We start from the raw sequence: 22,537 nt of genomic DNA, 5'->3' as shown, positions 1-22,537 counted from the left end.
CTAGATCTTGATGTCTGTTTTTATGGTTGTCTCGTCGCCGGTCATCGACCTGGCGGCCTTGCGCTGTAATTCCTGGACGAGCGAGGTGGACAGACGGGTCTGCTGGTCGATCTCGGTCTTTTCCGGTCCATTCGAAACCGGGCCGATCGGTACCTTGCGCTTGCCGTCCATGTAGTGGTCGGCGAGCAGCGACTTGGCGATGCCGATGCCGCCGCGATCGGCCATGACGTCGGCGACGCGTTCGGCGAGTTGCGATTTCCACATGTCGCCGGCGAGACCCGTGCCGTAGACGCCCTCGGTATCCTTGGGCAGCATGTTCTGGATGAAGGTCTGCAAGACCATCGCCTCGAACTTCTTGAATTTCTTGGCAGGGTCGGCTGTCGCCGCGGCTTTGTCTGCTGTCGCGCGCGACAGGATCGAGCCGGCATCGACCGAGGCCGCGGTGTCGACCGAAAACGTGCCGGCGACGCTCCCGGCGCGCTTGGTCAGCGCGGCGCGGGCAGCCTCGATGTCCATCGGATCGGCAGCTCGGGCGACATCCATCACGATGTCGCTGGGTGGAGAAATCGCCAAGAAGGTCCGCCTTTTGCCGGGTTTCCTTAGCCAGGACCATGCCTCAACAAGCTTGTGGCAGGCTTGCGAGGAGAGGGGAGGCCGAACGCAGGGTGGGTGGCTAGTGTTCCAGGAGCCAGAGACAGCCATTCGGAGATGGGTTTGGAGCGGCGGGAACGGGTCGATGGCAGACCGTCCGATGCTAGGACGAAGAGCGGACATCTGACCAACCGGTGCCAAGGTCCGGAATTGGACCGAAGCCGGCAATCACAAGGTGTCCGCGTGGTGCAACGCGGAGTATTCGCGGGCCAATCATCTCGAACGCGGAGCCGGTTTGTGCGGATCGGCCAATTAACTTGAGCGGGGCCAATCGCCCGGCTACGATCAGATCATGGAACAATGCCGCACTACGATCGCCGATTTACCAAGGGGAGTTTACGATCACGCCTCGCATAGTGAGCTCGCGGATCGAGGACTCCGACGTTACAACCCATATTTGTTCGACTTTGACTCCACGCCGCTCAGCCTCGACGAACCCGCGGAACATTGGGACGAGCCCGTCAAAAGGAACCACCTCGAAAGACGAGCAAGCGCTATCCAGCGTCTGAAGCTCGAACACGGCGAGCGTAACATCGACGCCGTCATCCAAAATACGAGAGACCTTGGCCCTAAAGGCATGTCGCTGGTAACCTACCACAACGCCATGCACCGGCAGGCACGTTCGGCTTTCGTCGTGGGCGCGTACTACCCGGCGCTTGTCGCCACATGCGCACTAGGCGAGCGCATACTCAATCACCTGATCCTCGACCTGCGCGACAGTTTCAAGTCCTCGCCGCACTACCGAAAAGTGTACAACAAGGACTCCTTCGACAAATGGCCTCGCTCCGTCGAAATGCTCACCGACTGGAACGTGCTCCTGCCGGAAGCAGCCGAGAATTTCCTGATACTGGAAACGCTGCGGCATCGGTCGGTTCACTTCAATCCTGAGACCTATGCAACAATGCGCGAGGATGCGCTTCTGGCGCTGACGCTGCTCGGCAAAATCATCTCAAGGCAGTTTGGCTATTTCGGCGGCCAGCCGTGGTTCATCGAAGACACTCCCGGCGCGCAGTTCATTAAGACAGAGTATGAAAACCACCCGTTTGTGCGGATCTATCTGATCCCGGCGAGCGGTTTCGTTGGCGTCAATTATGGAATGGAGTTCCTGGGATCTGGGTGGGTACACCTAGACTACGCCGACTACGGTGATGGCTCGCTTAGCGACGAAGAGTTCGCGAAGGCCGAGCGGGAAAGAGATCCGGCCAAAGTCGTCACCCGAGCGATGATCGAAGCTCAGGATACGAAGATGAAAGGAACATGACTGAAGGCCAGACGGTCACGTTCAATCCCGACCATGCTATCGAAATCCCTCGCAACGGTGTACGCCGCGCGGACGTGTTCATGGGGATTGGCCTGAACGCGCCGAAGTAGACCCAGCGAAATCCAGGTGTTATCACCCGACAATCTCCACCATATCATCGGCAGACGACGGTCGCGCCTTTAGGGCAATAGCAGAATCCGCTGCTATCCGTCATTGCGCTTCTGGGCGATCAGATCTAGGCGCTCGCGGTCTGATCTCTCGCGTTCGTCGCGGTTGCGCACGTCCTTGTAGGCGCGCTCGACGATGTTGGTGCGGGCGCTTGCCGCGGCGATGAGGCTGGCTTCCTGCCTCGCGTTTTCCAGGCTTTCCTCCTGGCGCACGACGGCCTGGGCGATGCGGCGATGGTAGAGATCGGGGAACAGGCTGGAGAGGGAATTGTCCTGGTCGAAATGGCCGATCAATTCGCAGGCTTCGGTCTCGGCGGCGTTTGCCGCGGCGACGAAGGCGGCGTGGCGGCTTTCGTGCAAGGCTTTCAGCTGTTCCTGCACCTTGACCAGTTTCCTCAAGCGGTCCTTGCGCGTGCTCATGTCACCTTGCCAGTGTGAGGTCGACGAAGCCGTCGACGAACAGCGACAGCATGGTGCCGATGGCGAAATAGAAGATCAGCATACCGCCTGCGATAACGAAGGGCTGGGAGATGAAATAGATCGGGATCTGCGGGGTCAGCTTGTTGACGAAGCCGATCGTCAGATTGACGAGAATGGCATAGGCGACGAACGGGCTGCCGAGGCGGATGACCAGGAAGAACGTGTCCGACACGGTGTCGGTGATGTCGACCAGTGCGGCCTGTGGGTTGAAGAAGACGTTGACCGGCGCGACCGTGTAGGACGTCACCAGGGCACGGACGATCTCGTGGTCGAAGTCGAAGACGAACAGCATCAGCAGCGCCGAAAACGAGATGATGGCGGCAAGCGCTGCCTGCGGTTCCGGCTCCTCGATCGCCGGTCCGCCGGAGCCGCCATAGCCGATCAGCATGGCGATGGCCGAGCCCATGAAGCGAAGCGCTTCCATGTAGAGCCTGGTCATGGCGCCGATCAGCCCGCCGACCAGCAGCTCCGAGACGATCATCGGCACCAGGACCTGCGGGCGCGGATCGACGAAGGGAAAGATCTTGTCCCACAGGAAGGCGAGCAGGCCGCCGGTGGCGGCGACCGCGACGAACAGCCTGACCTGCACCGGAACGCGGGCGCTGGACAGGCCCGGCATCAGCATGAAGCAGGCGCCGATGCGGCAGAAAGCGAGAAACGCCGCGATGACGACAGCCTGCGAGAGAACGCTCACGATATGGTCCCGAGCACCCTGATCTCGACGCCCTTGGCGATTTCGACATGGGAGAGCACCGGCAGCGTGGTGAACAGGCGCTCGATGATCATGCGCACATAGGGGCGCGCGTCGGGCGCGGTGACGAGGACGAAACGCTCGCCGGCTTCCAGATGTTTCTTGATCGCCTTGGTGGCGTCCTGGCCGAACTCCTCGAGCTGGCGCGGATCGATGTCGAACTCGCGCACCTCGCCCTTGGCGTCGCGCTTGAGGCTCTGGTGGAAGGCGAGGTCCCAGCGGTTGCCGAGGCGCAGCACCTTAAGCACGCCGCCTTCCGAGAGGTCGCCGCAGATCTGCTGGGCCATGCGGATGCGCACATGTTCGACGATCTGCTCGGTGCGGCGCACATGCGGTGCGATCTCGGCGATGGCCTCGATGATGAGATGCAGATTGCGGATCGAGACGCGTTCGGCAAGCAAAAGCTTTAGCACCGCCTGCAGGCCGGGATAGGAGATGTGGGTGGTGCAGATCTCGTCGGCGAGCTTGCGGTATTCCTGGTCCTGGCGTTCGAGCAGCGCCTTCATGTCCTTGTAGGAGAGGAGCTGCGGCAGGTTGTTGCGAATGACTTCCGAGAGATGGGTGAGCAGCACCGACATGTTGTCGGCGAAGGTGAAGTTCTCGCGCTTCAGATCCTCGGCGAAGGTCTCCATGACGGAATAGGCGCGCATGCCGAAGGCGGGCTCGCGGATCTCCTCGCCGGGAATTTCCGGGATGTCGCGGTTGCCGAGCAGCACCATGATCTCGCCGACGCGCATCGAATATTCGGCGACCACGGTGCCGTGCACCTTGATCTGATAACTTTTCGGCGGGATGGCGAAGTCGTCGGCGACGCGGACTTCCGGCACGACGAAGCCGTATTGCTGGGCGAATTTCTTGCGCATCTTGGACATGCGGAAGACCAGTTCCTGGTGCGAGACCAGCAGCCGGGTCGAAAGCTGCTTGCCGATCAGGAGCTCGATCTCGGCGGTGGCGAGCGAAGCTTTGACCGAGTTCTTTTCTTCCTCGGCCTTGGTCGCCTTCTCCTGGCTCTTCAGCGCCTCGGCCTCGGCGACGGCCCGGTTGTGGCGCATCGGAATGACGTAGCCGAGGCCGGCCATGCCGGCGGCCAGCGCGAAGAACGGGAACAGCGGCAGGCCGGGCATCAGGCCGAGCAGCACCAGCAGTGCGGCCGCCACGTAGAGCGCGCGCGGATGGGCGCCGAGCTGGCCGAACACGGCCTGGTTCGTCGAGCCGCGCGTGCCGCCCTTGGACACCAGCAGGCCGGCCGCCAGCGAGACGATCAGCGCCGGAATCTGGGTGACCAGACCGTCGCCGACAGACAGCTTGATGAACACGTCGGCGGCCTCGCCCATGCCCATGCCGTGCCTGATGTAGCCGATGGCTATGCCGCCGACGATGTTGATGGCGGTGATGATGAGGCCGGCGATGGCGTCGCCGCGCACGAATTTCGAGGCGCCGTCCATCGAGCCGAAGAAGGAGGATTCCTCTTCCAGTTCGCGGCGGCGCAGCTGCGCGGTCTTGTCGTCGATCATGCCGGCGGAGAGGTCGGCGTCGATCGACATCTGCTTGCCGGGGATGGCGTCGAGGGTGAAGCGCGCGCCGACCTCGGCGATACGGGTGGCGCCCTTGGTGATGACGATGAAGTTCACCACGATCAGGATCATGAAGACGATGAGGCCGATGACGAAGTCGCTGGCCATGACCAGCTTGGAGAAGCCGGCGATGACATAGCCGGCGGCGTGCGTGCCCTCATTGCCATGCGACAGGATCATGCGCGTGGTGGCGATGTTGAGCGACAGGCGCAGCATGGTGGCGATGAGCAGCACGGTCGGGAACGAGGAGAAATCCAACGGCCGCTGGATCCACAGCGCTACCATCAGGATCAGCACCGAAAGCGCGATCGAGAAAGCCAGTCCGATGTCGATGAGAAAGGCCGGGATCGGCAGGAACAGCATGGCCAGGATGATGACGATGCCGAGCGCGAAGAAGATGTCGCGGCCGTTCTTGGCCACCGCGCCGGGCTGGATGCTTTCGCTGATCGCCATTCTCGTCCTCGAACCACAGGGCTGCCGAGCATGCGACAGCCCGGCGAGGGTAGCTGGCCAAGCTTGCGCGAGGGTGGGAGAGTGGCCGGATCGACTCTCTCGCGAAGGACAATCCATGCTGCTGATCATCGGTACGATCCGCCTGCCGCCCAACAGGCTCGACGAGGCTAGGCCGGTAATGGAACGCATGGTTCGCGCCAGCCGCGCCGAGGACGGCTGCCTTGAATATTCCTATGCGCAGGATGTGCTTGATCCCGGCTTGATCCGGGTCACCGAGGCATGGCGCGACAGGCCGGCACTCGATGCGCATTTCCGCTCGCCGCACATCGCCGACTGGCGCGCGAGTTGGCCGGGCCTCGGCATCGGCGAGCGCAATCTCATGCTCTACGAGGCCGGCGAAGCCATGCCGACCTGAGCGGTCCGGCGCCCGGATCCTTGCCGGCCGCCAGCAAGCAATCAGGTCTCGGCCGTGTCTGCGGTGGCAACGCCGACCAGCCACCGCCTGACGGCTCGTTCCTCCGGCGTCGACAGGCCGGCGGTCAGTTCGCTCTCGATCGCATGCACACGGTTCCGGCATCGCCGCAGCAGGGCCTGTCCGCTGGCGCTGAGCTCGATGTGCTGGATGCGGCCATGGACAGCGTGCGGCTTGCGCACCAGCGAGCCGGCCCGCTCCAGATTGGTGACGATGACGCTGAGCGTTTGCGGGGTGAGCAGCGCCAGCCGGGCAAGATCGGCATTTGACAGGCCGGGATAGGCCGCCAGCATGGTCAAAGTGACGAATTGCGGCTGCGTCACGCCGAGATCGGCTAGCGCCCGATCGACCCTCAGCCGATGCGCGCCGGCGGCCTGCCGCAGGAGATAGCCGAGATAGCCTTCCTCGCCGCGTTTGCCTTCGCCCGGTGCTGGACTAGACGGATTTGGCTTGCGCATGATGTAAGGGCTCTTATATGTTATTCGAGCCCTGATATTAAAACAGAGCAAGGACGATGACGATGGCCTATCGGATTTTTCTGGCCGGCGCTTCTGGCGCCATCGGGCAGCGGTTGGTCCCGCAACTCCTGGCCGCCGGCCATCAAGTGACGGGCACCACGCGCAGTGCCGACAAGGCCGTCAGACTCGAGGTCCTTGGCGTCGAGCCGGTGGTTGTGGATGTGTTCGACGCGAAATCACTGTCGCGGGCGATGCTTGCTGCCCGCCCCGACATCGTCGTCCACCAGCTGACCGATCTGCCGGCGGGCCTGGACCCGAGCCGCATGGCCGAGGCTGTCGTTCGCAATGCGCGCATCCGCGAGGAGGGCACACGCAATCTGGTCGCCGCGGCCGCCGCCGCCAGCGTCAGGCGCATGGTGGCGCAAAGCATCGCCTGGGCCTATGCGCCAGGCCCCGAGCCGCATGCCGAGGCCGATCCGCTGGATGGCGGGGCGAGTGGCAATCGCGGCATCAGCGTCGGCGGGGTCATCGCGCTAGAAACGGCTGTGCTCGAAGCTCCATTCGCCGGCATCATCCTGCGGTATGGCCAGCTCTACGGCCCGGGAACGGGAGCGGACACCCCGGCGGGGCGTCGCCGGTGCATGTCGATGCGGCCGCCTATGCGGCGCTGCTTGCGCTGGACAAGGGCGTGCCCGGCATCTTCAACATTGCCGAACCCAATGAGGCCGTCTCGACGCGAAAGGCGGCCGAGGAACTCGGCTGGCGCGCCGATTTCCGCTTGCCCGCCTGAATCAATGCGTTCGGAGACATCGACATGATCAGCAATCAAGCCCGTTTGCGAGCGATCCATCTCTTCGCCGAGAATGCCAGCACCACCGAGCCGGCCGAACTGCTGGCGACCTTTATTGCCGACGACGATTGCGGCCCGCTGACGATCCCGGATTGACAACCGCGCCGGTGGCTTTCCACGCCAGGGCGGGAAAGGCCGGGTCAGGCGGCATCGCGGCCATATTGGCGCCTTTGATGTCGGCATTGTGGTTGTCACGACGTGCCGCCCGGCGTATCAGGCGGGTCTTCCGTTGCCTTTGATATCGGCGAGCCGTCCCGGTGCTTTCCAGAAACCAACCCCAAGTCTACGCCCGCCGGCTGCGCGCGGTGCTTCTGAGGTCAGTCCCTCTCTTGGAGGCGCGCGGCATCGCCGTGGTCATCCTGGCGGGCGTTGTCGGCGTCATGGCGGGCATACTGGTCACCGCGATGAGCCAGATCGTGCAGGACCTGCACGGGCTGCTGTTTGGCGTCCAGCCCGGCGGACGCCTGTCCGGCATGTTCTCGCTCGCCAATCCGATGCAGGCGCTGATCCCCGCGATCGGCGGCATCCTGCTTGGGATATCGGTGGTCTGGCTGAGGCTTCGGAAATTCCGCACGCCGGTCGACCCGATCGAGGCCAACGCGCTCTATGGCGGGCGCATGTCGCTCACCGACACCTTCATCATCGTCGTGCAGACGATGATTTCCAGCGGCTTCGGCGCTTCGGTCGGCCTGGAGGCCGGCTATACGCAGATCGGCTCAGGGGTCGCCTCGCGGCTGGCGCGTGCCTTCCGGTTGCGCCGCAACGATGTCCGCATCCTCGTCGGCTGCGGCGCCGCCGGCGCCATATCAGCCGCCTTCGATGCGCCGCTGACCGGCGCCTTCTACGGTTTCGAGCTGATCATCGGCATCTACTCGGTCGCCAATGTCGCGCCTGTCTTGACCGCCGCGATCTCGGCGTCGCTGACTGCGGAAGTGTTCGGCGGTGTACCGTTTCCGCTCGAGCTTTCAGGGTTGCCGCAACTCACCGCCAGCCAATATGTGCCGTTCCTGTTGCTTGGCCTGCTTGGCGGCGCGGCCTCGATCGCCATCATGCATCTGGTGACGCTGATCGAGCGCGGGTTCAACAGGCTGTCCGTCGATGCCTCGCTGCGCCCCGTCATCGGCGGTGTCCTGGTCGGCCTCCTCGGCCTGATCACGCCGCAGGTCCTGTCCAGCGGCCACGGCGCGCTGCATCGCGAGTTCGCCATGAATTATGGGCTGGCGGTGGTGGCCAGCGTCTTCGTGCTGAAGCTGGCGGCGTCGGCCATCTCGCTGGGCTCGGGCTTTCGCGGCGGACTGTTCTTCGCCTCGCTGTTCCTTGGGGCGCTGCTCGGCAAGTCGTTCGCCGGTGTCATGGCGCTCGTCTCGCCGGCGACCGGCATCGATCCTTCCCTTGCCGCCGTCGTCGGCATGACGTCGCTCGCCGTCGGTGTCGTCGGCGGCCCGCTGACCATGACCTTCCTGGCGCTGGAATCGACCCGTGATCTGACGCTCACCGGCGTGGTGCTGGCCGCCTCGATCATGGCGGCGATCCTGGTGCGTGAGACCTTCGGCTACTCGTTCTCGACCTGGCGCTTCCACCTGCGCGGCGAGACGATCCGCAGCGCCCACGATGTCGGCTGGATGCGCAGCCTGACCGTCGGCTCGATGATGCGCAAGGACATCAAGACCATCGACGCCTCGACGACCCTGGCCGCCTTCCGCAAGGAGTTCCCGCTGGGTTCGGCCCAGCGCGTGATCGCCGTCGACCCGGGGGACGAGTATGTCGGCGTGCTGATCGTGGCCGAACTGCACAGCGATTCCTCCGGAGGCGAGGTGCCGGTGCGCGATCTTGCCCAGTACAAAGATGCCGTCCTGGTGCCCAGCATGAACGTGCAGGCCGCCGCCGAGACCTTCCAGCGCGCCGGCGCCGAGGAACTGGCCGTGGTCGAGGACTTCGCCGACCACATTGTGCTCGGGCTTCTGACCGAGGGCCATTTGATGCGGCGCTATGCCGAGGAACTCGAAAAGGCGCGCCGGGACCTGTCGGGGGAAGGGTAAGGAGCCCGCGGTCTCCGAACTCGTCAGTGCTCGATCGGTCCCTTGGCCGGCACCAGCGCCGTGCCGGCGGTTGTCGGACGCTCGATGACGCGGCGCACGCGCGGCGGCTCGTCGCCTGAGTGCAACGCCCGCAAGCGTTCGCCGACCATGGCGTCGGCATGGGTGATGCGGCCATTGTGCCTGACATATTCGAGCCAGGTCGGCGTGTGGTAATGCTCGATCCAGATCGACGGATTTTCGAGATCGCGCGCCAGCGTCCAGTTTCGGGCGCCGTCACGGCGGCGGATGCGCCCGCGCTCGGCCATGGTGGCGAGGAATTCCGCCTCGTCCTCGCGCCGGATCACGTATTCGATCATGATGGCGATCGGACCGCTGCGCGGCTTCAAGTCGAGGGCGAGGTGCGGCTCCTTGAAGCGATTGAGCGGGTCGAGGTTGAGCACCTGCTGTTGTGGTAGCGGCAGCACGAGACCAATGGCGCCGCCGGCCAGCATGGCGATGGCCGCGGCGATCAGCGCCGTCTCGGCGCCATGCGCGTCGGCGACCACACCCCAGATCCAGCTGCCCAACGCGATGCCGCCGAAGGTGGCGGTCTGGTAGACCGACAGAACCCGGCCGACCACCCAGCGCGGCGTCGCCATCTGCACGGTAACGTTGAAATGCGAGAGCGCAATCACCCAGCACGCACCGCCGACCAGCAGGCCGAGCGAGGTCTGCCAGGCATGCTGGCTGATGGCGGCGTTGAACGCGCAGGCAGCGAAGCCGGCGAAGGCACCGCGCACCATCGTCTCACTGGAGAGCAACTGCCGAAGCCGCACGCTGATCAGCGCGCCGCCGACCGCGCCGATGCCGAAGGCGCCCAGCATGATGCCGTAGGTCAGCGCGTCGCCCCTGACGACGTCGCGCGCCACCAGCGGCAGCAGCGCCAGCACCGCGCCGGCGCTGAAGCCAAAGGCCGCGCCCCTGACCAGCACCTTGCCGATGTTGGGCGACATGGCGACGTAACGCAGGCCGGCGCCCATGGCGGCCCCCAATGACTCGCGCGGCAGGGTCGAGACCGGTAGATCCGGCTTCCAGCGTGCCAGCACGACGATGAGGCCGACATAGCTCACCGCGTTCGCCGCGAAGGCGGCGGCCGCACCGGCGGCCGCGACGATGATGCCGCCGATCGCGGGGCCGACGCTGCGGGTCAGGTTGAAGCCCATGGAATTCAACGCCACGGCGGCAGGCACCTTGTTGCGCGGAACGATGTCGCCGACGGAGGCCTGCCATGACGGGCTGTTGAGCGCCGTGCCGCTGTCGATCAGGAAGGTGAAGGCCAGCAGCGTCCACGGCGTGATCAGGTCCAGATAGGTGAATACGGTCAGAAGCACCGAAACGACCAGCATGAAGGTCTGGGCGATCAGCATCACCTTGCGGCGGTCGAAGCTGTCGGCAATGGCGCCCGCGACAAGCGCGAACAGCATGATCGGCAAGGTGGTCGAGGCCTGGACCAGGGCGACCTGATAGGGCGAGGTGGCGATGGTGGTCATCATCCAGGCGGCGCCGACGCCCTGGATCAAGCCGCCGAAATTGGAGACGAGACTTGCGCCCCAGACGGCGCGGAAGATCCCGTGCCGGAACGGCGCCAGCGCCGAGACGCTTTCGCTATCCGGCTTTTCGTCAATCATGGGCGGGTTCCTGCCACGGCGTGCCGATCCTTGCGGTGATCCGTTTCCCCGCATGATTTGCCGAAACTATGGCATCACGGCGCAAAGGGCGAATGCCTTGCGGGGAAGATCATGGTCCAACAAGGGGATAGCGAAGGGCCACACGCTCGTGCCGGAAGGCGCCGGGCACCCTTTCTGGAATCGCTCAGAAACCGTTCTGGATGCGCTCGAAGATGACATTGGTGAAGGCCGATATCTGGCCGCCGATGAAGGGGCCCGTAAGCGCCACCACCAGCATGATGGCGACGATCTTGGGCACGAAGGTCAAGGTGATTTCCTGGACCTGTGTCAACGCCTGGATCAAGGCGATGCCGATGCCGACGGCCATTGCGACCAGCACCACCGGCGCGGATGCCGTCAGCACCGTCCAAACCGCGTACTGGACGATGTCGAGAGCGTCGGCTTCGTTCATGTCGGCGGTTGGCCTAGCTCGCCGGCTTGATCGACACGCCCGCGCCGACGGGGACCTGGGTGCCGTCCTGCAGCACTGCGATCAGTCCGCTGCTGGCGAGCGTCACCGAAGCCACCATTCCGGTGGTCTTGCCGTCGGCCGACGTGATCGAGCGGCCGATAATAGCGTCGGCCTGCGACAGCGCCGAGGACTGCATGATCTGGTCGAGCTTGGTGTTGCTCTGTACCGATTGCTCGACCTGGGAGAAGGTGGCGAGCTGGGCGACGTACGCCGTCGAATCCATCGGCTTGGTCGGATCCTGGTTCTTCATCTCCGCGATCAGAAGCTTCAGGAAGGACTGATAGTCGACCGCTGTCTTCGAGGTCGACTTGGTGGTCTGGTTGGCGCCAGCCGGTATCGTCGTCGTCATGTCCACGGTCATTAGTATCGTGCCCCCACGGCCAGCGGGCGCGCGGCACCCGGAACGTCGTCATTGCCGCCAAGCGCGCGGCGTTCGAGAGGATAAAGCGAACGGATCGCCTTCAAGGCCTCGTAGATGTGATCCTCGCCGACCATGCGGTCGACCTGTTTCAGCGCGTTGCCGATCTCGGCGTCTTCGAAACTTGCAATGAGCAGCGGCAGCGAGCGGCGGAACATCCCGCGTGCTTCATCGGCACCAGCGGGGTTCATCAGCATGACCTGCACGATGAAGTAGAGCTGCCGCAATGGCGTCGACGCCTCGTCGGCCTGGATCACATGGCTCTCGAGCAGGAACTGCACGTCGTTCATCAGCTCGACGGTGACCTTGCGGTCGACGCGGATGACCGCGCCGTTGATGTAGATCTTCTCATTGGGCTTCAGCGATATCTTCAGCGTGTTCGTCATTGAATGCCGTCGCGGATGATCTGGGATACTTCGATCAGCCCCTCGAAATTGTCGGTGCGGCCCTGGCGGATGTCCTCGGCCTCGCGCAGCAGCCACAGCCCGATGGAAATCAGGTTGGCGCGCAATTCCTTGGGGAGCGCATTGTCGCTGGAGCCAAGGTCTTCGACGAAGACAGTCCAGACGCGGTTGGTGAAATTCAGTGCCTCCACGGCCTCCATCGAATCCTGGCCGGCGACCGCCGCAGCCGACAGCATCTCGATCGAGCGGGTCAGCAGTTCGCGCTCACGGTCCTTGGCGTCCGTGACGGAGGTGCTTTGGACGTCGGCGTAGGAGAATTGGTACATCGTTGGCTCTACCGTTCCGGTTCAGAGTGCTTTCAGGTCAGGTAATTCAACAGGCTGAGCTGCTGCAGGCGCGCCGTCAGAGCGAAAGACGTCTCGATATGCTGCGTCAGGTCGGCGACGCGGGTCGCGGCTGCCGCCGGATCGACTGCTTCGAGATCCAGAATGTGCCGTTCGAACAGGTCGATCTGCGTCTTCATGCGGTCGCTGGCGTCGGAGACGCGCTTCTGGACGATGCCAGTCTGGGATTGGACCTGCGCGATGCCGCTCAGCGCTTCGCCAACCAGCACCTGCGAGTGGTCGACGATGCTGTCCTTTGCCGCCCGGCTGATATTGGTGGACATCAGGCTGGAGACCAAGGCCGCCGCCATGGCGAGCTTCCTGATGCCGTCGCTGTTGGCGCCGGTCGAGGTCTCGGTGGTTTCGTTGAGCGCGATGCGGCTGACGATCTGCTGGTCGGTGGCATTCGACATGTTGGTCTGCCAGCCCGCGCCGAGGAACTGCGGCGTGACATCGTTGGTGATGAAATCGTCCATTTGGGCCGCGGTGATGTTGGCCGCGGCCGGGTCATTGGGCGTGAAGCCAAATTTGGCGACGAAGGAGGCGTCGAAGGCAGTCTTGGCGGGAGAACCGGGGGCCGTGAAATCGTTGATGGGCTTGACGTCGGTATTGGTGCCAGCGAACAGATATTCGCCGTTGACGCTGGTGTTGAGGATCGACGTAAGCTGCTGGATAGTTGTCTGGCCGGTCGATTGGGTCAGGCTGTCGGAGTTGTCGCCCGACGATGCGGTGGTCAGGCTGGACAGGAAAGTCTGCGCGACGTTGGAGAGCTGGCCGAGCGAGGTCTGGGTCGATGAGAGCCGGGCGGCCACCAGTCCGTTGGAATCGACAATGACGTTGAGCCGGTCGAGGTCGCGCGAAAAGGTGACGGACTGGGCGGTGCGCCCACCAAGTGCCAGACCGACATCGGCGACCTTGCCGGTCGAGGCCTCCTTCGTGGCTTTGACGAGATCGGCCTGCATGCGCATCTGCTGATAGCGCATGGCATTCGTGAGGGCAGCAGAGGAGACAAAGGTCATGGCTTATCCCACCGCGTTCAACAGGGCCGTCATCATGTCGTCGACGGTCTTCATCATCCGGGCGGATGCCTGATAGGTATGCTCGAGATCGAGCATCAGCGACATCTCTTGATCGACATTGACGCCGGTTGCGTTGGACAAGGCATCGGCACTGCGCTGTGCCAGGGCTTCCTTCGCGTCGGCGGCGGTCGAAGCCTGCTGACGAACGCCCTGCAACCAGCCGATCGAATTGGCGGCGTAGTCGGCAACGCTGGAGGTTGCCGAAATCCCGGCCGAGGAATCGAACGTCATCGGCTTGTCGAGCTGGTCGCCATAGGCGACCAGAAGGTTGGAGTATGAAGCTCCGCCAGTGTTGGCGACGTAAGCGGCGCCATTGGCGCCGCCGTCGCGCAGCAATGTCGGGTTGCCGCCGGTGCTGGGATCCATCGCGGCATTGATCTTGATCGTTCCAGCAAGGCCATCGACGAGCGTGCCCGCGGCTGGTACCGCTGGTGCGCCCGACCAGGTGAACAGGCCCGCCGCGTTGGGCATCGACGGTGCGGTTTCGGCAAAGGCGGTGATCAGGCCGCGCGCGGTTTCGTCGAGTTGGCTCTGCATGGTCGAGGCGACGCCGTCGCGCAATTGCAGCATGCCGGCAATCGTGCCGCTGGCGGTGGTGTTGCCGCCGCTGCCCGCCGAGACCGGCACATTGTCGATATAGACGGTGTTGCCAGCCGCACCCGCGGCATAGCCCGAAGATGGGGCGAAGCTGACGGTGCGTGGGATCGTCTCGAACAATGTCGTGCCGTCGCCCGTGGTGATGACCATGTCATTATCGCCACGCGTGAAGGTCGATACCGGAATGTAATTGGCGATCTTCTTCAACAATGCGTCGCGTTGGTCGAGCGCATCGGAAACGTCGGTGCCCGAACGGGTTCCGGACATGACCGCGATATTGGCATCCTGGAACTGGTTGAGCAGCGAGTTGAGGTCTTTGACGGCGGTGTCGATCTGGCCGTCGGTCTGGGTACGAAAATCCTGAATGGCCTTGGAGCCTTCATTCAGGGACCGCACGACCTGTTTGGCCGCGTCGATGACGCTCGAGCCCAGATTCTGGTTGGACGGCGAGGTGGCGTATAGCTGCAGCGCCTGCTGCAGATTGGCGATGGCGGTCGAAGGTGAGGAGGCGTTGTCGACGCCATTCACTGAAACGTCGAGCTGATCCATGCCGCTGTAGAGCGCGTTCTGGCCGGCGTAGGCGGACAAAGCGCCGAGGTTCTGGCGAAACAGCAGGTCGTTGGCCGCACGCTGAACATCAACCGAACGCGCGCCGGGCGTCGTGCTGGTGACGAGCGCGATGCGGCGCGAATAGTTCGGATTGTCGGCGTCTGCCACGTTGCGCGTGACGACGCTTGTCTGCCGCGAGGTGGCCAGAAGCGCCGATTGGGCGATGCTCAGTGCGGAGGAAAGCGACATGCTGGTCTTTCACGGGCGGAGCCCGGTTTATCTCTTCAGGTTGACGAGGACGTCCATCAGATCGGAACCGGTCTGGAAGACTTTGGAATTGGCGGTGTAACTGCGCTGTGCCGCGATCATGTCGGTCAATTCCTCCGCGATATCGACGTTGGAATTTTCGAGCGCGCCCGAAATGATCGAACCAAGCTTGCCTTCATTGGCAAAGCCGACACGGATGGCACCGGAGTCGGTGCCTTGGGCGTAGACATTGCCAGGCAGCGCCTTGAGCTGGTCGGGGCTCTGCACGTCGGCCAGCGGAATCTTGTAGAGCGGCTTGGAGGTGCCGTCCTTGTACTGGGCGTAGATGGTGCCGTCCTTGCTGATCTGCACCTTGTCGATGGTGCTCGGCGCATTGCCGTTGACCTGGGCGTCGGAGACGGTGAAGCCGGTGCCGAGCTGGGTCAGCTTCGAAAGGTCGAGATTGAGGCTCGCGCCGCCCGGCACCGTGAATGAAACGTTGGTGGGCGTGCCGGTGAGTTTGCCCGTGGTGGTATCGAAGGTCAGGTTGGCCGAGCCCAGTGCACCGCCGCCAGCGTAGGGGAAGCCAGTTCCGGCCGTCGCCTTCGATTGGTCGAAGACCGCCACCTGCCAGGTGCCGGCGCCGGTGTTGGTGAAATAGACGTCGAGCAGCTTCTTGTTGCCGAGATTGTCATAGGCGACCATCGACGATTTCGAGGTGTACTGCGCGCCTGCGGTGTTGGTGGTGGGCAGGTTGCCGGCGGCGACCGGTGTCGCACCTGCCGGCAGATTGCCACTGAAATTGCCCTGGGTGCTCGGCGTCGCGGTCAGTCCCTGGTCGGAGATGACAACCGGCTCTAGACCTTCGAAGCCGTTCACGGTCGCTGCCGGCGTGCCATTGGCGTAACTGTAGGCCATCAGCTGGAAACCGGCGGCATTGACCAGCCGGCCCTGTGCATCGGGAACGAAGGCGCCGGCACGGGTCAGGAAGGGCGTGCCGCTCGGGTCCTGGACGACAAAGAAGCCATCGCCGCTGACGGCAAGATCGGAGACCGAGGTCGTGTATTGAAGTACACCCGGATCGCTGACCGCCTGGCGGATCGTGGTGGTGACGCCGCCGGAATTATAGGCGCCCCCGGTCGACGGCATGATCAGCGTCGAAAATTCGGCCGAGGACCGCTTGTAGCCGGTGGTGTCGGAGTTGGCGATGTTGTCGGCCGTCGTCGACAGGCGGTTTGCCTGGGCGTTCATGCCGGAAACGCCAGTCCGCATCATTCCGTAGAGGCTCATCGAGATGTCTCCGCAATATCCTTGCCACTGGCTTCGAGGCTACGCCTCCTGTCTTGCGCGAGGCTGGCGCGGTGCCGCATCAGAACACCAGCCGGTAGCCGAGGAAGCGCTTGGAATCGATCGGGTCGGTGCCCAGCTTCTCGCGCAGTTTCTTGCGCAGTTTGCTGATGTGGCTTTCCACCACGTTCTCCTCGACCTCTTCGTCGAAAATGCCGTAGATGGCGTTGAACACCTGGGTCTTGGTGACGCGGCGGCCGCGATTGCTCGCCAGATATTCCAGGATGCGGCGCTCGCGGCGCGGCAAGGGCAGCGGCTGGCCGTCGATCTCGGGATCGCGGCCGTCCATGAAGATGCGCATGGCGCCGATCTCGGTATAGGCGACGTCCTCGCTGGCGCGTCGGCGGATGGCGGTGATGCGGGCCAGGATTTCGCGGATGTGCACCGGCTTGCGGATGACGTCGTCGACGCCGCTCTCGAACAACCGCAGCGTGTTTTCCAGCGAATGCTGCTCGCTGAGCGCAATGACCGGAGCTCCGGTGCGGTCGCGGATCTGGCGCGGCGAGATCGCGCCGTCGCGACAGTCGCCGATCAGGAAGGCCCGGACCGATCGCAGATCGGTGTCGGCGGCCGAGTTGACCCACTCGCCGAATTCGCCCGGCGCGAAACCGGCGCAGGCGATCCCCTCGCGATCGAAAAGTGAATTATAGCCCTCTGTCACGAGCTCTCGCTCGTCAACGATAACGATCATCGGCCCCGCCTCCGAATCAGCACATTTGCCCCGTGGGGAAAGGCGTATCCGCTGGCGAGAATCCTGAACAACCGTCATTTCTTGTAACTAGTTTCTTGGGAGTCTGGAGTCGGAACGGTTGCATTAGCGCGCCGCCAGATATGTTTGTGAGCCCAAGTCTTGACCAAGTCGAATGGACCGCTTCGCATCCAGGGAGTTGATGTATTAGAAGCAGAAAATGCGCTTATGGGTTGCAGAAGGCGCGAGCGTTCGTGGTCCATTTGCCGAAGCCGGTGGCCACCATGTTGGCGATCACCCTGCAGACATAGACCTTCTGCGCCGGATCGTTGTCGGGACCGGCATGATAGCGGGCGACGGCCATCGACCAGGTCACATGGCGGGCATGGAGGCTGGCCAGGAAGCTTGCCGCGTAGTCGACGTTCTGGCGTGGGTCGAGCATGTCCTCCACGCTGCGGAAATGCGAGGCATGGTAGTGATGGTTGATCTGCATGCAGCCCAGATCGATCAGTGTCTTGCCCTCGCGCTGGGCGTTGGCGAAGGCGGCAAGCGCTTCGGCCCGGCTTCTCGGGAAGACTGCTTTTCCCTCTATGTTCAAGGCGTTAGGCTGAAGACTGCCCTTGTTGCCGGTTTCCGTCAATCCGACGGCATAGAGGATGCCGGCGGGTACGCCATAGCGGTCGGCGGCACGCAGGATCTCGGGTTCGCAAGGATTGGTGGCGGCGCCGGCGCTGCTCGCGAGGCTAGATAAATATATCGCCAGCGCGCTCGCGAGAAGGCGAAGCGGCGCGGCCGTGTGCTTGCGCTTCATCATGGTTACCCCTTGCGGATTGCTGACCCGACTGCTGGCCGCCGGCTCCATTATTGCCGCCGCCGGAATTTCCGGGCTGGAAGGATGATGGATCGCGGCCGGGTGCAGCGCTCACGGAGGCGGTTGCATCCGTCCGGGTTGTAGGGGGAATTGCGACCGAGGGTTGTAAGATCGTGACCTTATCAACCTCGAAACCCAGCCCGCGCAGCGACTTGACGATCGCCTCGCTGTCGCTGGAAAGCCGGCGGTAGGCATCGTGTGTTTCGGGTTTCAATTCAATCGACAGTTGTTCTCCGGAGAGCCGAAGATGGGCCGTGACCATGCCCAGTTCGGCCGGGTGAAGTTCGATCTTCAACACATGTGTCGGAACGGCAACAGAGCCCGTCAGTTGAGCGGTCGCGGAAGCCGTGGAAAGCGTCTTGTTCGGGCCCCCATCGGCTGAAATGGCGCCGATCACGTTGAGGGCTGCCTGGCTCATCGGTGCCTGCGGCGGCGCGGGAAAGCTGCGTTCGGAAACCACGTCGATGCGTGCCGCCGCCGACTGCTGTTTTCCCGGCTCGGACCGCAATGAGGACTGAAGGTCGGCAATGGATTTCAGCTGCGGCCCCGCCTGTTTCGTCTCCACGCCCGGCCCCTCCGCGGGCGCCTCGGGCAGGGGGTCGGCCGCGATGGCATTGTCGTGTTTCGGCGCGCCGGCGGCATCGCGGACGAGCTTGCCGTCGAGTTTCGTCAACGGCCCGTCGACGAGCGATACCCGCTCAGGCTCGGACATGGGTTCGAGACCGTCACGCCCCGTTGCAGATTTCTGCCGATAGGCCTTCGACGGAAGCTGTCCATCGATAGCAGAGCCCTGTCCTGTTTCGCTCGCGCTCGAGTCGGCCGACTTGGTCGATGTCGAGAAATGGCGCAGGTCATGAAACGCCATCAGCAGCGGCAGATGCCCGTCGAGCGGCGTTGCGCCCGGATCGGCGGCCGGCGCTTCGGCATCGGCATCCTTGTCCGTCCCGGCGTCCTTGCCGTCCTTCATGGATTTCGCGGCAGACGATCCGCTCGGCGTGGCCCTTGCCTTGCCGGCGGGCATCGGCTTGTCCTCGCCTGCCTTTGCCGCAAGCTCCGCGGCAAGCCTGCTCCACCGCGGATCGCGGGAGCCTGCCTCGGCCGGTGGCTGCTTCTCCGAATGGGCAGGGCTCGCGCCGCCGTGCACCATCTCTCCGAAACCGGTGTCGTCCTTTCTTCCGGACGCGGCCGGCTGCTCGGCCGTGCGCGCGGCGGTAAATCCTGGCAGGGCCGGGCCGAGGCTGGGGGTCATTTCGGGGCGGCTCCAAGCATCTGGTCGATCAGGTCTAGCTGTCGACGGGTTTTCGTCATGGCGGCGTCGGTCGGGTCTGTCGTGCCGGCGCTGGCCGAGACCGCCGGTGCCGATGCCGGCAGGACGGTCGCCGCATCGATTGCGGGCGTGGATGCGTTCGGCGCAGCCGCTGCTGCGTCCAGGGATGGCGCTACGGCGGTCTGTTCAGGGACGGCGCCCTCGACAGGTGGCAATCCGGCGGCATCGGTGGCTGGCGCGGCCGCAATCTCGGGTTCGGGCGATGGCACAACCGGGGCGGGCGCCGGATTTGCGGCCGGAGGGGAGGCAGGCGGTGCCACCACTTCACCGGCGATGGTCTGGGCCGCGTCGAGCAAGGCGCGGTCGCCGTCCGACAACCTGCTGCGGTCGATCTTGCCCAGTTTGGCACGCACGTCCTCGATGGTATCGGAGGTCACCGTGGACAGGCTGGAATAGAGCAGGGCGCGCGGATCGCCCTGATTGGTGTTGCCGTCGCGACCCTGCTCGGCCCGTGCCGAGGCGAAGGCCGACAAGTCGCTCATGCCGTCAATCGCGGCGCGGCGGGCGATGCGCAGATAGATCACCTTCTCGCGCTCGGGATCCATCATCGAGGTGATGTCGGCAAGCTTGTCCTGGCTGATCGACATGTGCAGGGCGATGACGCCGGAGACGAAGGAGTCGGCGAACTGGCTGGCGTAAGGCGAATAGAGATAGCGCTCGACATACTGGGTGGAGGCAAGCGCGAACCGTGCCGCGTCGCCTTGCGTCACGGCAATGCCGACCGAGCGCCGCAGCGCCGCTTCCTCGACCAGAGTGCCGGGGCTGAGCAGCTTGGCCTCGTCGAACAGCGTGAGTGCGGTCGCCGGCTGGTCCGTGGCAAGCAGCGAGCCTTTGACCAAGGCGAGGAACGCGCCGAGATCGCCTGGCAGAGCCATCGGATCGATCGACCTCAGGGCTTCGATCGCCTCGCCGGGCCGGCCGTTCAGGTAGTCGATCACACCTTTGGCCATGGCAAGGTTGCGCGGATCGGAGGCGGCGCGCGACACGGCCGCCTCGACGGTTACCGGATTGCCGCCGCTCATGCCGTAGACCAGGAGCGCGCGAAAATTCCTGGGATCCTTGAAATCCTCGGCATCGGCCGCGCGCAACCGCGCATCGGTCATCTCGAGCAGCTTGGCCTGCATCGGCATCGCGGCGTGATCGCCGGCCGCGATACGGTCCTGGACGAGCTGCAACGAGCGCACCAGTTGATAGGGCTGCAGCGTATCCTGGGCGAAGCCCGCCGACGGATATGCCGTGGCCAGCAGCAACAGGCCCATCAGGCGACTGGTCAGCGCCGTCCGCTTCATCCGCCGGTCGCCATCAGGATCTCGATGCGGCGGTTGGCCGCCGACATTGGGTCTGCCGGATCCTTGGGCTGGCGATCCGCGAAGCCGGCAACCTCGGTGATGCGGCGTTCATCGACGCCGCCGCGCACGAGCATGTAATAGGCGGAGTGCGCCCGCGCCGTCGACAGCCGCCAATTGTCGTAGCTGGCGCTGCGGAAAGGGCGCGCATCGGTGTGGCCGTTGATGCTGATGGTGCCCTTCTGGCTGTTGACGATGTGGCCGATCTTTTCCATCGCCAGCACCAGCTCCCGACTCGGCACCGCCGACCCGACCTCGAACATGCCGAAGTCGAGCTGGTCGGTGATGGAGATGACGACACCCTTGTCGGTGGCTTCCACCGAGACACCATCATGCAGCTTGTCACCGGGCTTGAAGGCATCGGCGAGCTGCTGCTTGACGTCGGCAGCCGCCTTCAGCGCGGCGCCGGTCGGAGCCTTGTCCGCCGCCTCGGTTTTTGCGGCCTCCTGCTTCGGGACGGCCGTGCCCGCCTTGGCCGCATCAGCGGCCTTGTTCTCTCCAGCCTTGGCGTCGCCCGCCTTGGTATCCCCCGTCTTGGCATCGCCGGTCTTGGCATCGCCCGTATTGACCATTGTCGCGGCGGTATTCTTGCCATCTCCGGCCAAGGGCTCGAGCGGTGCGTCCTTGACCGGCGATGCGGGCGGCACGGCCTTGACCTTGGCGACCTGAGTCTCGGCCGCCTTGTCGCCGGACTTGAGCGGGTCGCCCTCGATCCTGGGACGCTGGGCGCTCGCCTCGGCGCCGGGCGCGGCGACCTGCTGCGACCAGAAGTCCGGCTCGAAGGGATCGCGGTAGGACGCGCCGCCCGAGGCACCCGTCGCCGGGCCGGAATTCTGCGCGCCGCCATCGCCCTTCTGGCTGACATTCTGCATGACGCCGGTATCCGTGGCGATCTCCGAGAGCACCGCATAGGGGTCGGCGAAAAGATGCTCGTCGGACTGTGGCGACTGCTGCGGCTCCTGCTTTTCCTGCTTGCGGTTGGATGAGCCCGCGGCGCCGCTGCCGTCCTGCCCGGCCTTGGTTGTCGCTTCTTGCGGGTCGTCGGCCATCAGTCCGACCGAGCGCGGCCCATTGCCGAGATCCTGGAGGCCCTTGCGGCTCGACTCACGGTCGACCAGCTTGACGGGGTTGAAGTAGCTGGCGACCGCGGCCTTGGTCTGTTCGTTGGCGGCATTGATCAGCCACATGACCAGGAAGAAGCACATCATCGCGGTCATGAAGTCGGCGAAGGCGATCTTCCAGACGCCGCCATGGTGACCTTCGTCGTGGTCGTCATGCCCGCGCCGCACGATGATGATCTCGTGCCTGCCATGATCGGCATCGGCGACGCTCATGACAGCACCTCGGAAAGTGTTGCCGACCATTCGGCCATGCGCGTCTCGAACACGGCCTCGTCGATGGTGACCGTCAGGTCGAAGCCGGGCGCCTCGATGAAGTCGAGATTTTCGGCACGCGGCCCAAGCGATGCCTTCAGCGTTTCGAACAGCGAGAGCGGCCCGCGGACCGTGATGCGCACGGCTTCGCCATCGCCGACGGCTTCGCGGACCGCGCCGGCGAGCGCTTCAAGCGAGCGCTTCCGCAGATCGTCGCTGACCACGCCGCCGATGATGCGGGCGACCGTGGCGCCGACAAGATCCGTCACGCGCGCCTCCATGGCGTCGAGCCGCGACGAGACCGCCTTGCCGACATCGCCACCGAAGCTGTCGAGAAAGGCCTTCGCTTCCTCGGCATTGGCCCGGCGTTCCGCTTCCAGCGCTGCTTCATGCGTCGCGGCAAGCCGTTCGCCGAGCGCTGCCTCCGCCTGGGCAACCGCTTCGGCGATCAGCGTGCCGATATCGGCCGGCGGTGCCGACTCGGGTTTGTGCTCGGTGGCGGCCTGGGGCTGGCTGGCACGTTGCGCGCGCGTGCCGAAATCAGGGAGAAGATCGAAGAGGGCTGCGGAGGGCAT

Annotated in this window: 24 protein-coding genes; 5 read left to right on the top strand and 19 right to left on the bottom strand. The window is 64.3% G+C overall.

Annotation, left to right across the window (positions count from 1 at the left end):
- Entirely contained in the window at window positions 1-573 is a 573-nt protein-coding gene (locus M653_RS0119145; RefSeq protein ID WP_027144779.1) for a rod-binding protein, read from the bottom strand.
- Window positions 574-1,048: 475 nt separating this feature from the next.
- Here M653_RS0119145 and M653_RS01000000133025 point away from each other — a divergent pair, with 475 nt between their 5' ends.
- The gene (locus M653_RS01000000133025) at window positions 1,049-1,912 is read left to right on the top strand and encodes a hypothetical protein (RefSeq protein ID WP_156938227.1); all 864 of its coding nucleotides are present in this window, start codon (window positions 1,049-1,051) and stop codon (window positions 1,910-1,912) included.
- Between the two features lie 203 nt (window positions 1,913-2,115).
- On the opposite strand, the gene M653_RS0119130 is transcribed toward M653_RS01000000133025, so the two are convergent.
- Genes M653_RS0119130 through flhA form a run of 3 tightly spaced genes read right to left on the bottom strand, consistent with a single transcriptional unit; the run spans window position 2,116 to window position 5,337 of the window.
- A complete protein-coding gene (locus M653_RS0119130) occupies window positions 2,116-2,499 on the bottom strand; it encodes a hypothetical protein (protein ID WP_027144778.1) in 384 nt (127 codons plus the stop codon).
- A gap of 1 nt (window position 2,500) precedes the next feature.
- On the bottom strand, window positions 2,501-3,253 hold the full coding sequence (gene fliR, locus M653_RS0119125; RefSeq protein WP_027144777.1) for a flagellar biosynthetic protein FliR: 753 nt from the start codon (window positions 3,251-3,253) through the stop codon (window positions 2,501-2,503).
- Window positions 3,250-5,337, bottom strand: a complete 2,088-nt coding sequence (flhA, locus tag M653_RS0119120) for a flagellar biosynthesis protein FlhA (RefSeq protein WP_027144776.1) — start codon at window positions 5,335-5,337, stop codon at window positions 3,250-3,252. Before flhA ends, fliR begins: the two co-directional genes overlap by 4 nt.
- Before the next feature lie 115 nt (window positions 5,338-5,452).
- Between flhA and M653_RS0119115 the strand changes: the two genes are divergently transcribed.
- Window positions 5,453-5,752, top strand: coding sequence for a putative quinol monooxygenase (locus tag M653_RS0119115; RefSeq protein WP_027144775.1), 300 nt, complete (start codon window positions 5,453-5,455; stop codon window positions 5,750-5,752).
- A gap of 41 nt (window positions 5,753-5,793) precedes the next feature.
- Here the strand turns inward: M653_RS0119115 and M653_RS0119110 are convergent, their stop codons facing one another.
- On the bottom strand, window positions 5,794-6,267 hold the full coding sequence (locus tag M653_RS0119110) for a MarR family transcriptional regulator (RefSeq protein WP_051442738.1): 474 nt from the start codon (window positions 6,265-6,267) through the stop codon (window positions 5,794-5,796).
- 62 nt (window positions 6,268-6,329) lie between these two features.
- Between M653_RS0119110 and M653_RS1000000134555 the strand changes: the two genes are divergently transcribed.
- From M653_RS1000000134555 to M653_RS0119095, 3 genes are all read left to right on the top strand, one after another.
- On the top strand, window positions 6,330-7,085 hold the full coding sequence (locus M653_RS1000000134555) for an NAD(P)H-binding protein (protein WP_245262226.1): 756 nt from the start codon (window positions 6,330-6,332) through the stop codon (window positions 7,083-7,085).
- The gene (locus M653_RS1000000138115; protein WP_280940109.1) at window positions 7,082-7,213 is read left to right on the top strand and encodes a hypothetical protein; all 132 of its coding nucleotides are present in this window, start codon (window positions 7,082-7,084) and stop codon (window positions 7,211-7,213) included. Before M653_RS1000000134555 ends, M653_RS1000000138115 begins: the two co-directional genes overlap by 4 nt.
- Window positions 7,214-7,374: 161 nt before the next feature.
- Window positions 7,375-9,156, top strand: coding sequence for a chloride channel protein (locus M653_RS0119095; RefSeq protein WP_027144773.1), 1,782 nt, complete (start codon window positions 7,375-7,377; stop codon window positions 9,154-9,156).
- 23 nt (window positions 9,157-9,179) lie between these two features.
- On the opposite strand, the gene M653_RS0119090 is transcribed toward M653_RS0119095, so the two are convergent.
- The 14 genes from M653_RS0119090 to M653_RS0119025 all read right to left on the bottom strand — a co-directional run bounded on the left by M653_RS0119090 (window position 9,180) and on the right by M653_RS0119025 (window position 22,537).
- Window positions 9,180-10,823, bottom strand: coding sequence for an MFS transporter (locus tag M653_RS0119090; RefSeq protein ID WP_027144772.1), 1,644 nt, complete (start codon window positions 10,821-10,823; stop codon window positions 9,180-9,182).
- Between the two features lie 184 nt (window positions 10,824-11,007).
- Window positions 11,008-11,274 (bottom strand): flagellar biosynthesis protein FliQ, encoded by a 267-nt coding sequence (fliQ, locus tag M653_RS0119085; protein ID WP_013893193.1) that lies wholly within the window; start codon window positions 11,272-11,274, stop codon window positions 11,008-11,010.
- A gap of 13 nt (window positions 11,275-11,287) precedes the next feature.
- Complete coding sequence (flgD, locus tag M653_RS0119080) at window positions 11,288-11,695, bottom strand: flagellar hook assembly protein FlgD (protein WP_027144771.1); 408 nt, start codon at window positions 11,693-11,695, stop codon at window positions 11,288-11,290.
- Entirely contained in the window at window positions 11,695-12,138 is a 444-nt protein-coding gene (flbT, locus tag M653_RS0119075) for a flagellar biosynthesis repressor FlbT (RefSeq protein WP_027144770.1), read from the bottom strand. The genes flgD and flbT overlap by 1 nt, the downstream gene beginning before the upstream one ends.
- Window positions 12,135-12,482, bottom strand: a complete 348-nt coding sequence (gene flaF, locus M653_RS0119070; protein ID WP_027144769.1) for a flagellar biosynthesis regulator FlaF — start codon at window positions 12,480-12,482, stop codon at window positions 12,135-12,137. Before flaF ends, flbT begins: the two co-directional genes overlap by 4 nt.
- A gap of 32 nt (window positions 12,483-12,514) precedes the next feature.
- Window positions 12,515-13,558, bottom strand: a complete 1,044-nt coding sequence (locus M653_RS0119065; RefSeq protein WP_027144768.1) for a flagellar hook-associated family protein — start codon at window positions 13,556-13,558, stop codon at window positions 12,515-12,517.
- A gap of 3 nt (window positions 13,559-13,561) precedes the next feature.
- Entirely contained in the window at window positions 13,562-15,013 is a 1,452-nt protein-coding gene (gene flgK / locus M653_RS0119060; RefSeq protein ID WP_027144767.1) for a flagellar hook-associated protein FlgK, read from the bottom strand.
- Between the two features lie 27 nt (window positions 15,014-15,040).
- Entirely contained in the window at window positions 15,041-16,300 is a 1,260-nt protein-coding gene (locus tag M653_RS0119055; RefSeq protein ID WP_027144766.1) for a flagellar hook protein FlgE, read from the bottom strand.
- 79 nt (window positions 16,301-16,379) lie between these two features.
- The gene (locus tag M653_RS0119050; RefSeq protein ID WP_015315897.1) at window positions 16,380-17,048 is read right to left on the bottom strand and encodes a response regulator transcription factor; all 669 of its coding nucleotides are present in this window, start codon (window positions 17,046-17,048) and stop codon (window positions 16,380-16,382) included.
- A gap of 223 nt (window positions 17,049-17,271) precedes the next feature.
- Window positions 17,272-17,856 (bottom strand): transglycosylase SLT domain-containing protein, encoded by a 585-nt coding sequence (locus tag M653_RS0119045; protein WP_181166653.1) that lies wholly within the window; start codon window positions 17,854-17,856, stop codon window positions 17,272-17,274.
- Window positions 17,789-19,165, bottom strand: a complete 1,377-nt coding sequence (locus M653_RS0119040; RefSeq protein ID WP_027144764.1) for a flagellar hook-length control protein FliK — start codon at window positions 19,163-19,165, stop codon at window positions 17,789-17,791. Before M653_RS0119040 ends, M653_RS0119045 begins: the two co-directional genes overlap by 68 nt.
- A complete protein-coding gene (locus M653_RS0119035; protein WP_027144763.1) occupies window positions 19,162-20,532 on the bottom strand; it encodes a chemotaxis protein MotC in 1,371 nt (456 codons plus the stop codon). The genes M653_RS0119040 and M653_RS0119035 overlap by 4 nt, the downstream gene beginning before the upstream one ends.
- Complete coding sequence (locus M653_RS0119030; RefSeq protein WP_027144762.1) at window positions 20,529-21,923, bottom strand: MotB family protein; 1,395 nt, start codon at window positions 21,921-21,923, stop codon at window positions 20,529-20,531. The genes M653_RS0119035 and M653_RS0119030 overlap by 4 nt, the downstream gene beginning before the upstream one ends.
- Window positions 21,920-22,537 (bottom strand): hypothetical protein, encoded by a 618-nt coding sequence (locus tag M653_RS0119025; protein ID WP_027144761.1) that lies wholly within the window; start codon window positions 22,535-22,537, stop codon window positions 21,920-21,922. Before M653_RS0119025 ends, M653_RS0119030 begins: the two co-directional genes overlap by 4 nt.

Origin of the sequence: Mesorhizobium sp. WSM3626, from assembly GCF_000513935.1 — a bacterium.
Lineage (GTDB): Bacteria > Pseudomonadota > Alphaproteobacteria > Rhizobiales > Rhizobiaceae > Mesorhizobium > Mesorhizobium salmacidum.
This window is presented reverse-complemented; position numbering and strand designations above follow the sequence as displayed.

Coding starts and splice junctions, on each gene's coding strand:
- M653_RS0119050 (WP_015315897.1), bottom strand. CDS start 17,048: ATGATCGTTATCGTTGACGAGCGAGAGCTCGTGACAGAGGGCTATAAT.
- flhA (WP_027144776.1), bottom strand. CDS start 5,337: ATGGCGATCAGCGAAAGCATCCAGCCCGGCGCGGTGGCCAAGAACGGC.
- M653_RS0119065 (WP_027144768.1), bottom strand. CDS start 13,558: ATGACCTTTGTCTCCTCTGCTGCCCTCACGAATGCCATGCGCTATCAG.
- M653_RS0119035 (WP_027144763.1), bottom strand. CDS start 20,532: ATGAAGCGGACGGCGCTGACCAGTCGCCTGATGGGCCTGTTGCTGCTG.
- flgK (WP_027144767.1), bottom strand. CDS start 15,013: ATGTCGCTTTCCTCCGCACTGAGCATCGCCCAATCGGCGCTTCTGGCC.
- flgD (WP_027144771.1), bottom strand. CDS start 11,695: ATGACCGTGGACATGACGACGACGATACCGGCTGGCGCCAACCAGACC.
- M653_RS0119025 (WP_027144761.1), bottom strand. CDS start 22,537: ATGCCCTCCGCAGCCCTCTTCGATCTTCTCCCTGATTTCGGCACGCGC.
- M653_RS1000000138115 (WP_280940109.1), top strand. CDS start 7,082: ATGATCAGCAATCAAGCCCGTTTGCGAGCGATCCATCTCTTCGCCGAG.
- M653_RS0119090 (WP_027144772.1), bottom strand. CDS start 10,823: ATGATTGACGAAAAGCCGGATAGCGAAAGCGTCTCGGCGCTGGCGCCG.
- M653_RS0119045 (WP_181166653.1), bottom strand. CDS start 17,856: ATGAAGCGCAAGCACACGGCCGCGCCGCTTCGCCTTCTCGCGAGCGCG.
- M653_RS0119110 (WP_051442738.1), bottom strand. CDS start 6,267: ATGCGCAAGCCAAATCCGTCTAGTCCAGCACCGGGCGAAGGCAAACGC.
- flbT (WP_027144770.1), bottom strand. CDS start 12,138: ATGACGAACACGCTGAAGATATCGCTGAAGCCCAATGAGAAGATCTAC.
- M653_RS0119055 (WP_027144766.1), bottom strand. CDS start 16,300: ATGAGCCTCTACGGAATGATGCGGACTGGCGTTTCCGGCATGAACGCC.
- M653_RS0119030 (WP_027144762.1), bottom strand. CDS start 21,923: ATGAGCGTCGCCGATGCCGATCATGGCAGGCACGAGATCATCATCGTG.
- M653_RS0119040 (WP_027144764.1), bottom strand. CDS start 19,165: ATGACCCCCAGCCTCGGCCCGGCCCTGCCAGGATTTACCGCCGCGCGC.
- M653_RS1000000134555 (WP_245262226.1), top strand. CDS start 6,330: ATGGCCTATCGGATTTTTCTGGCCGGCGCTTCTGGCGCCATCGGGCAG.
- M653_RS0119115 (WP_027144775.1), top strand. CDS start 5,453: ATGCTGCTGATCATCGGTACGATCCGCCTGCCGCCCAACAGGCTCGAC.
- flaF (WP_027144769.1), bottom strand. CDS start 12,482: ATGTACCAATTCTCCTACGCCGACGTCCAAAGCACCTCCGTCACGGAC.
- M653_RS0119130 (WP_027144778.1), bottom strand. CDS start 2,499: ATGAGCACGCGCAAGGACCGCTTGAGGAAACTGGTCAAGGTGCAGGAA.
- fliQ (WP_013893193.1), bottom strand. CDS start 11,274: ATGAACGAAGCCGACGCTCTCGACATCGTCCAGTACGCGGTTTGGACG.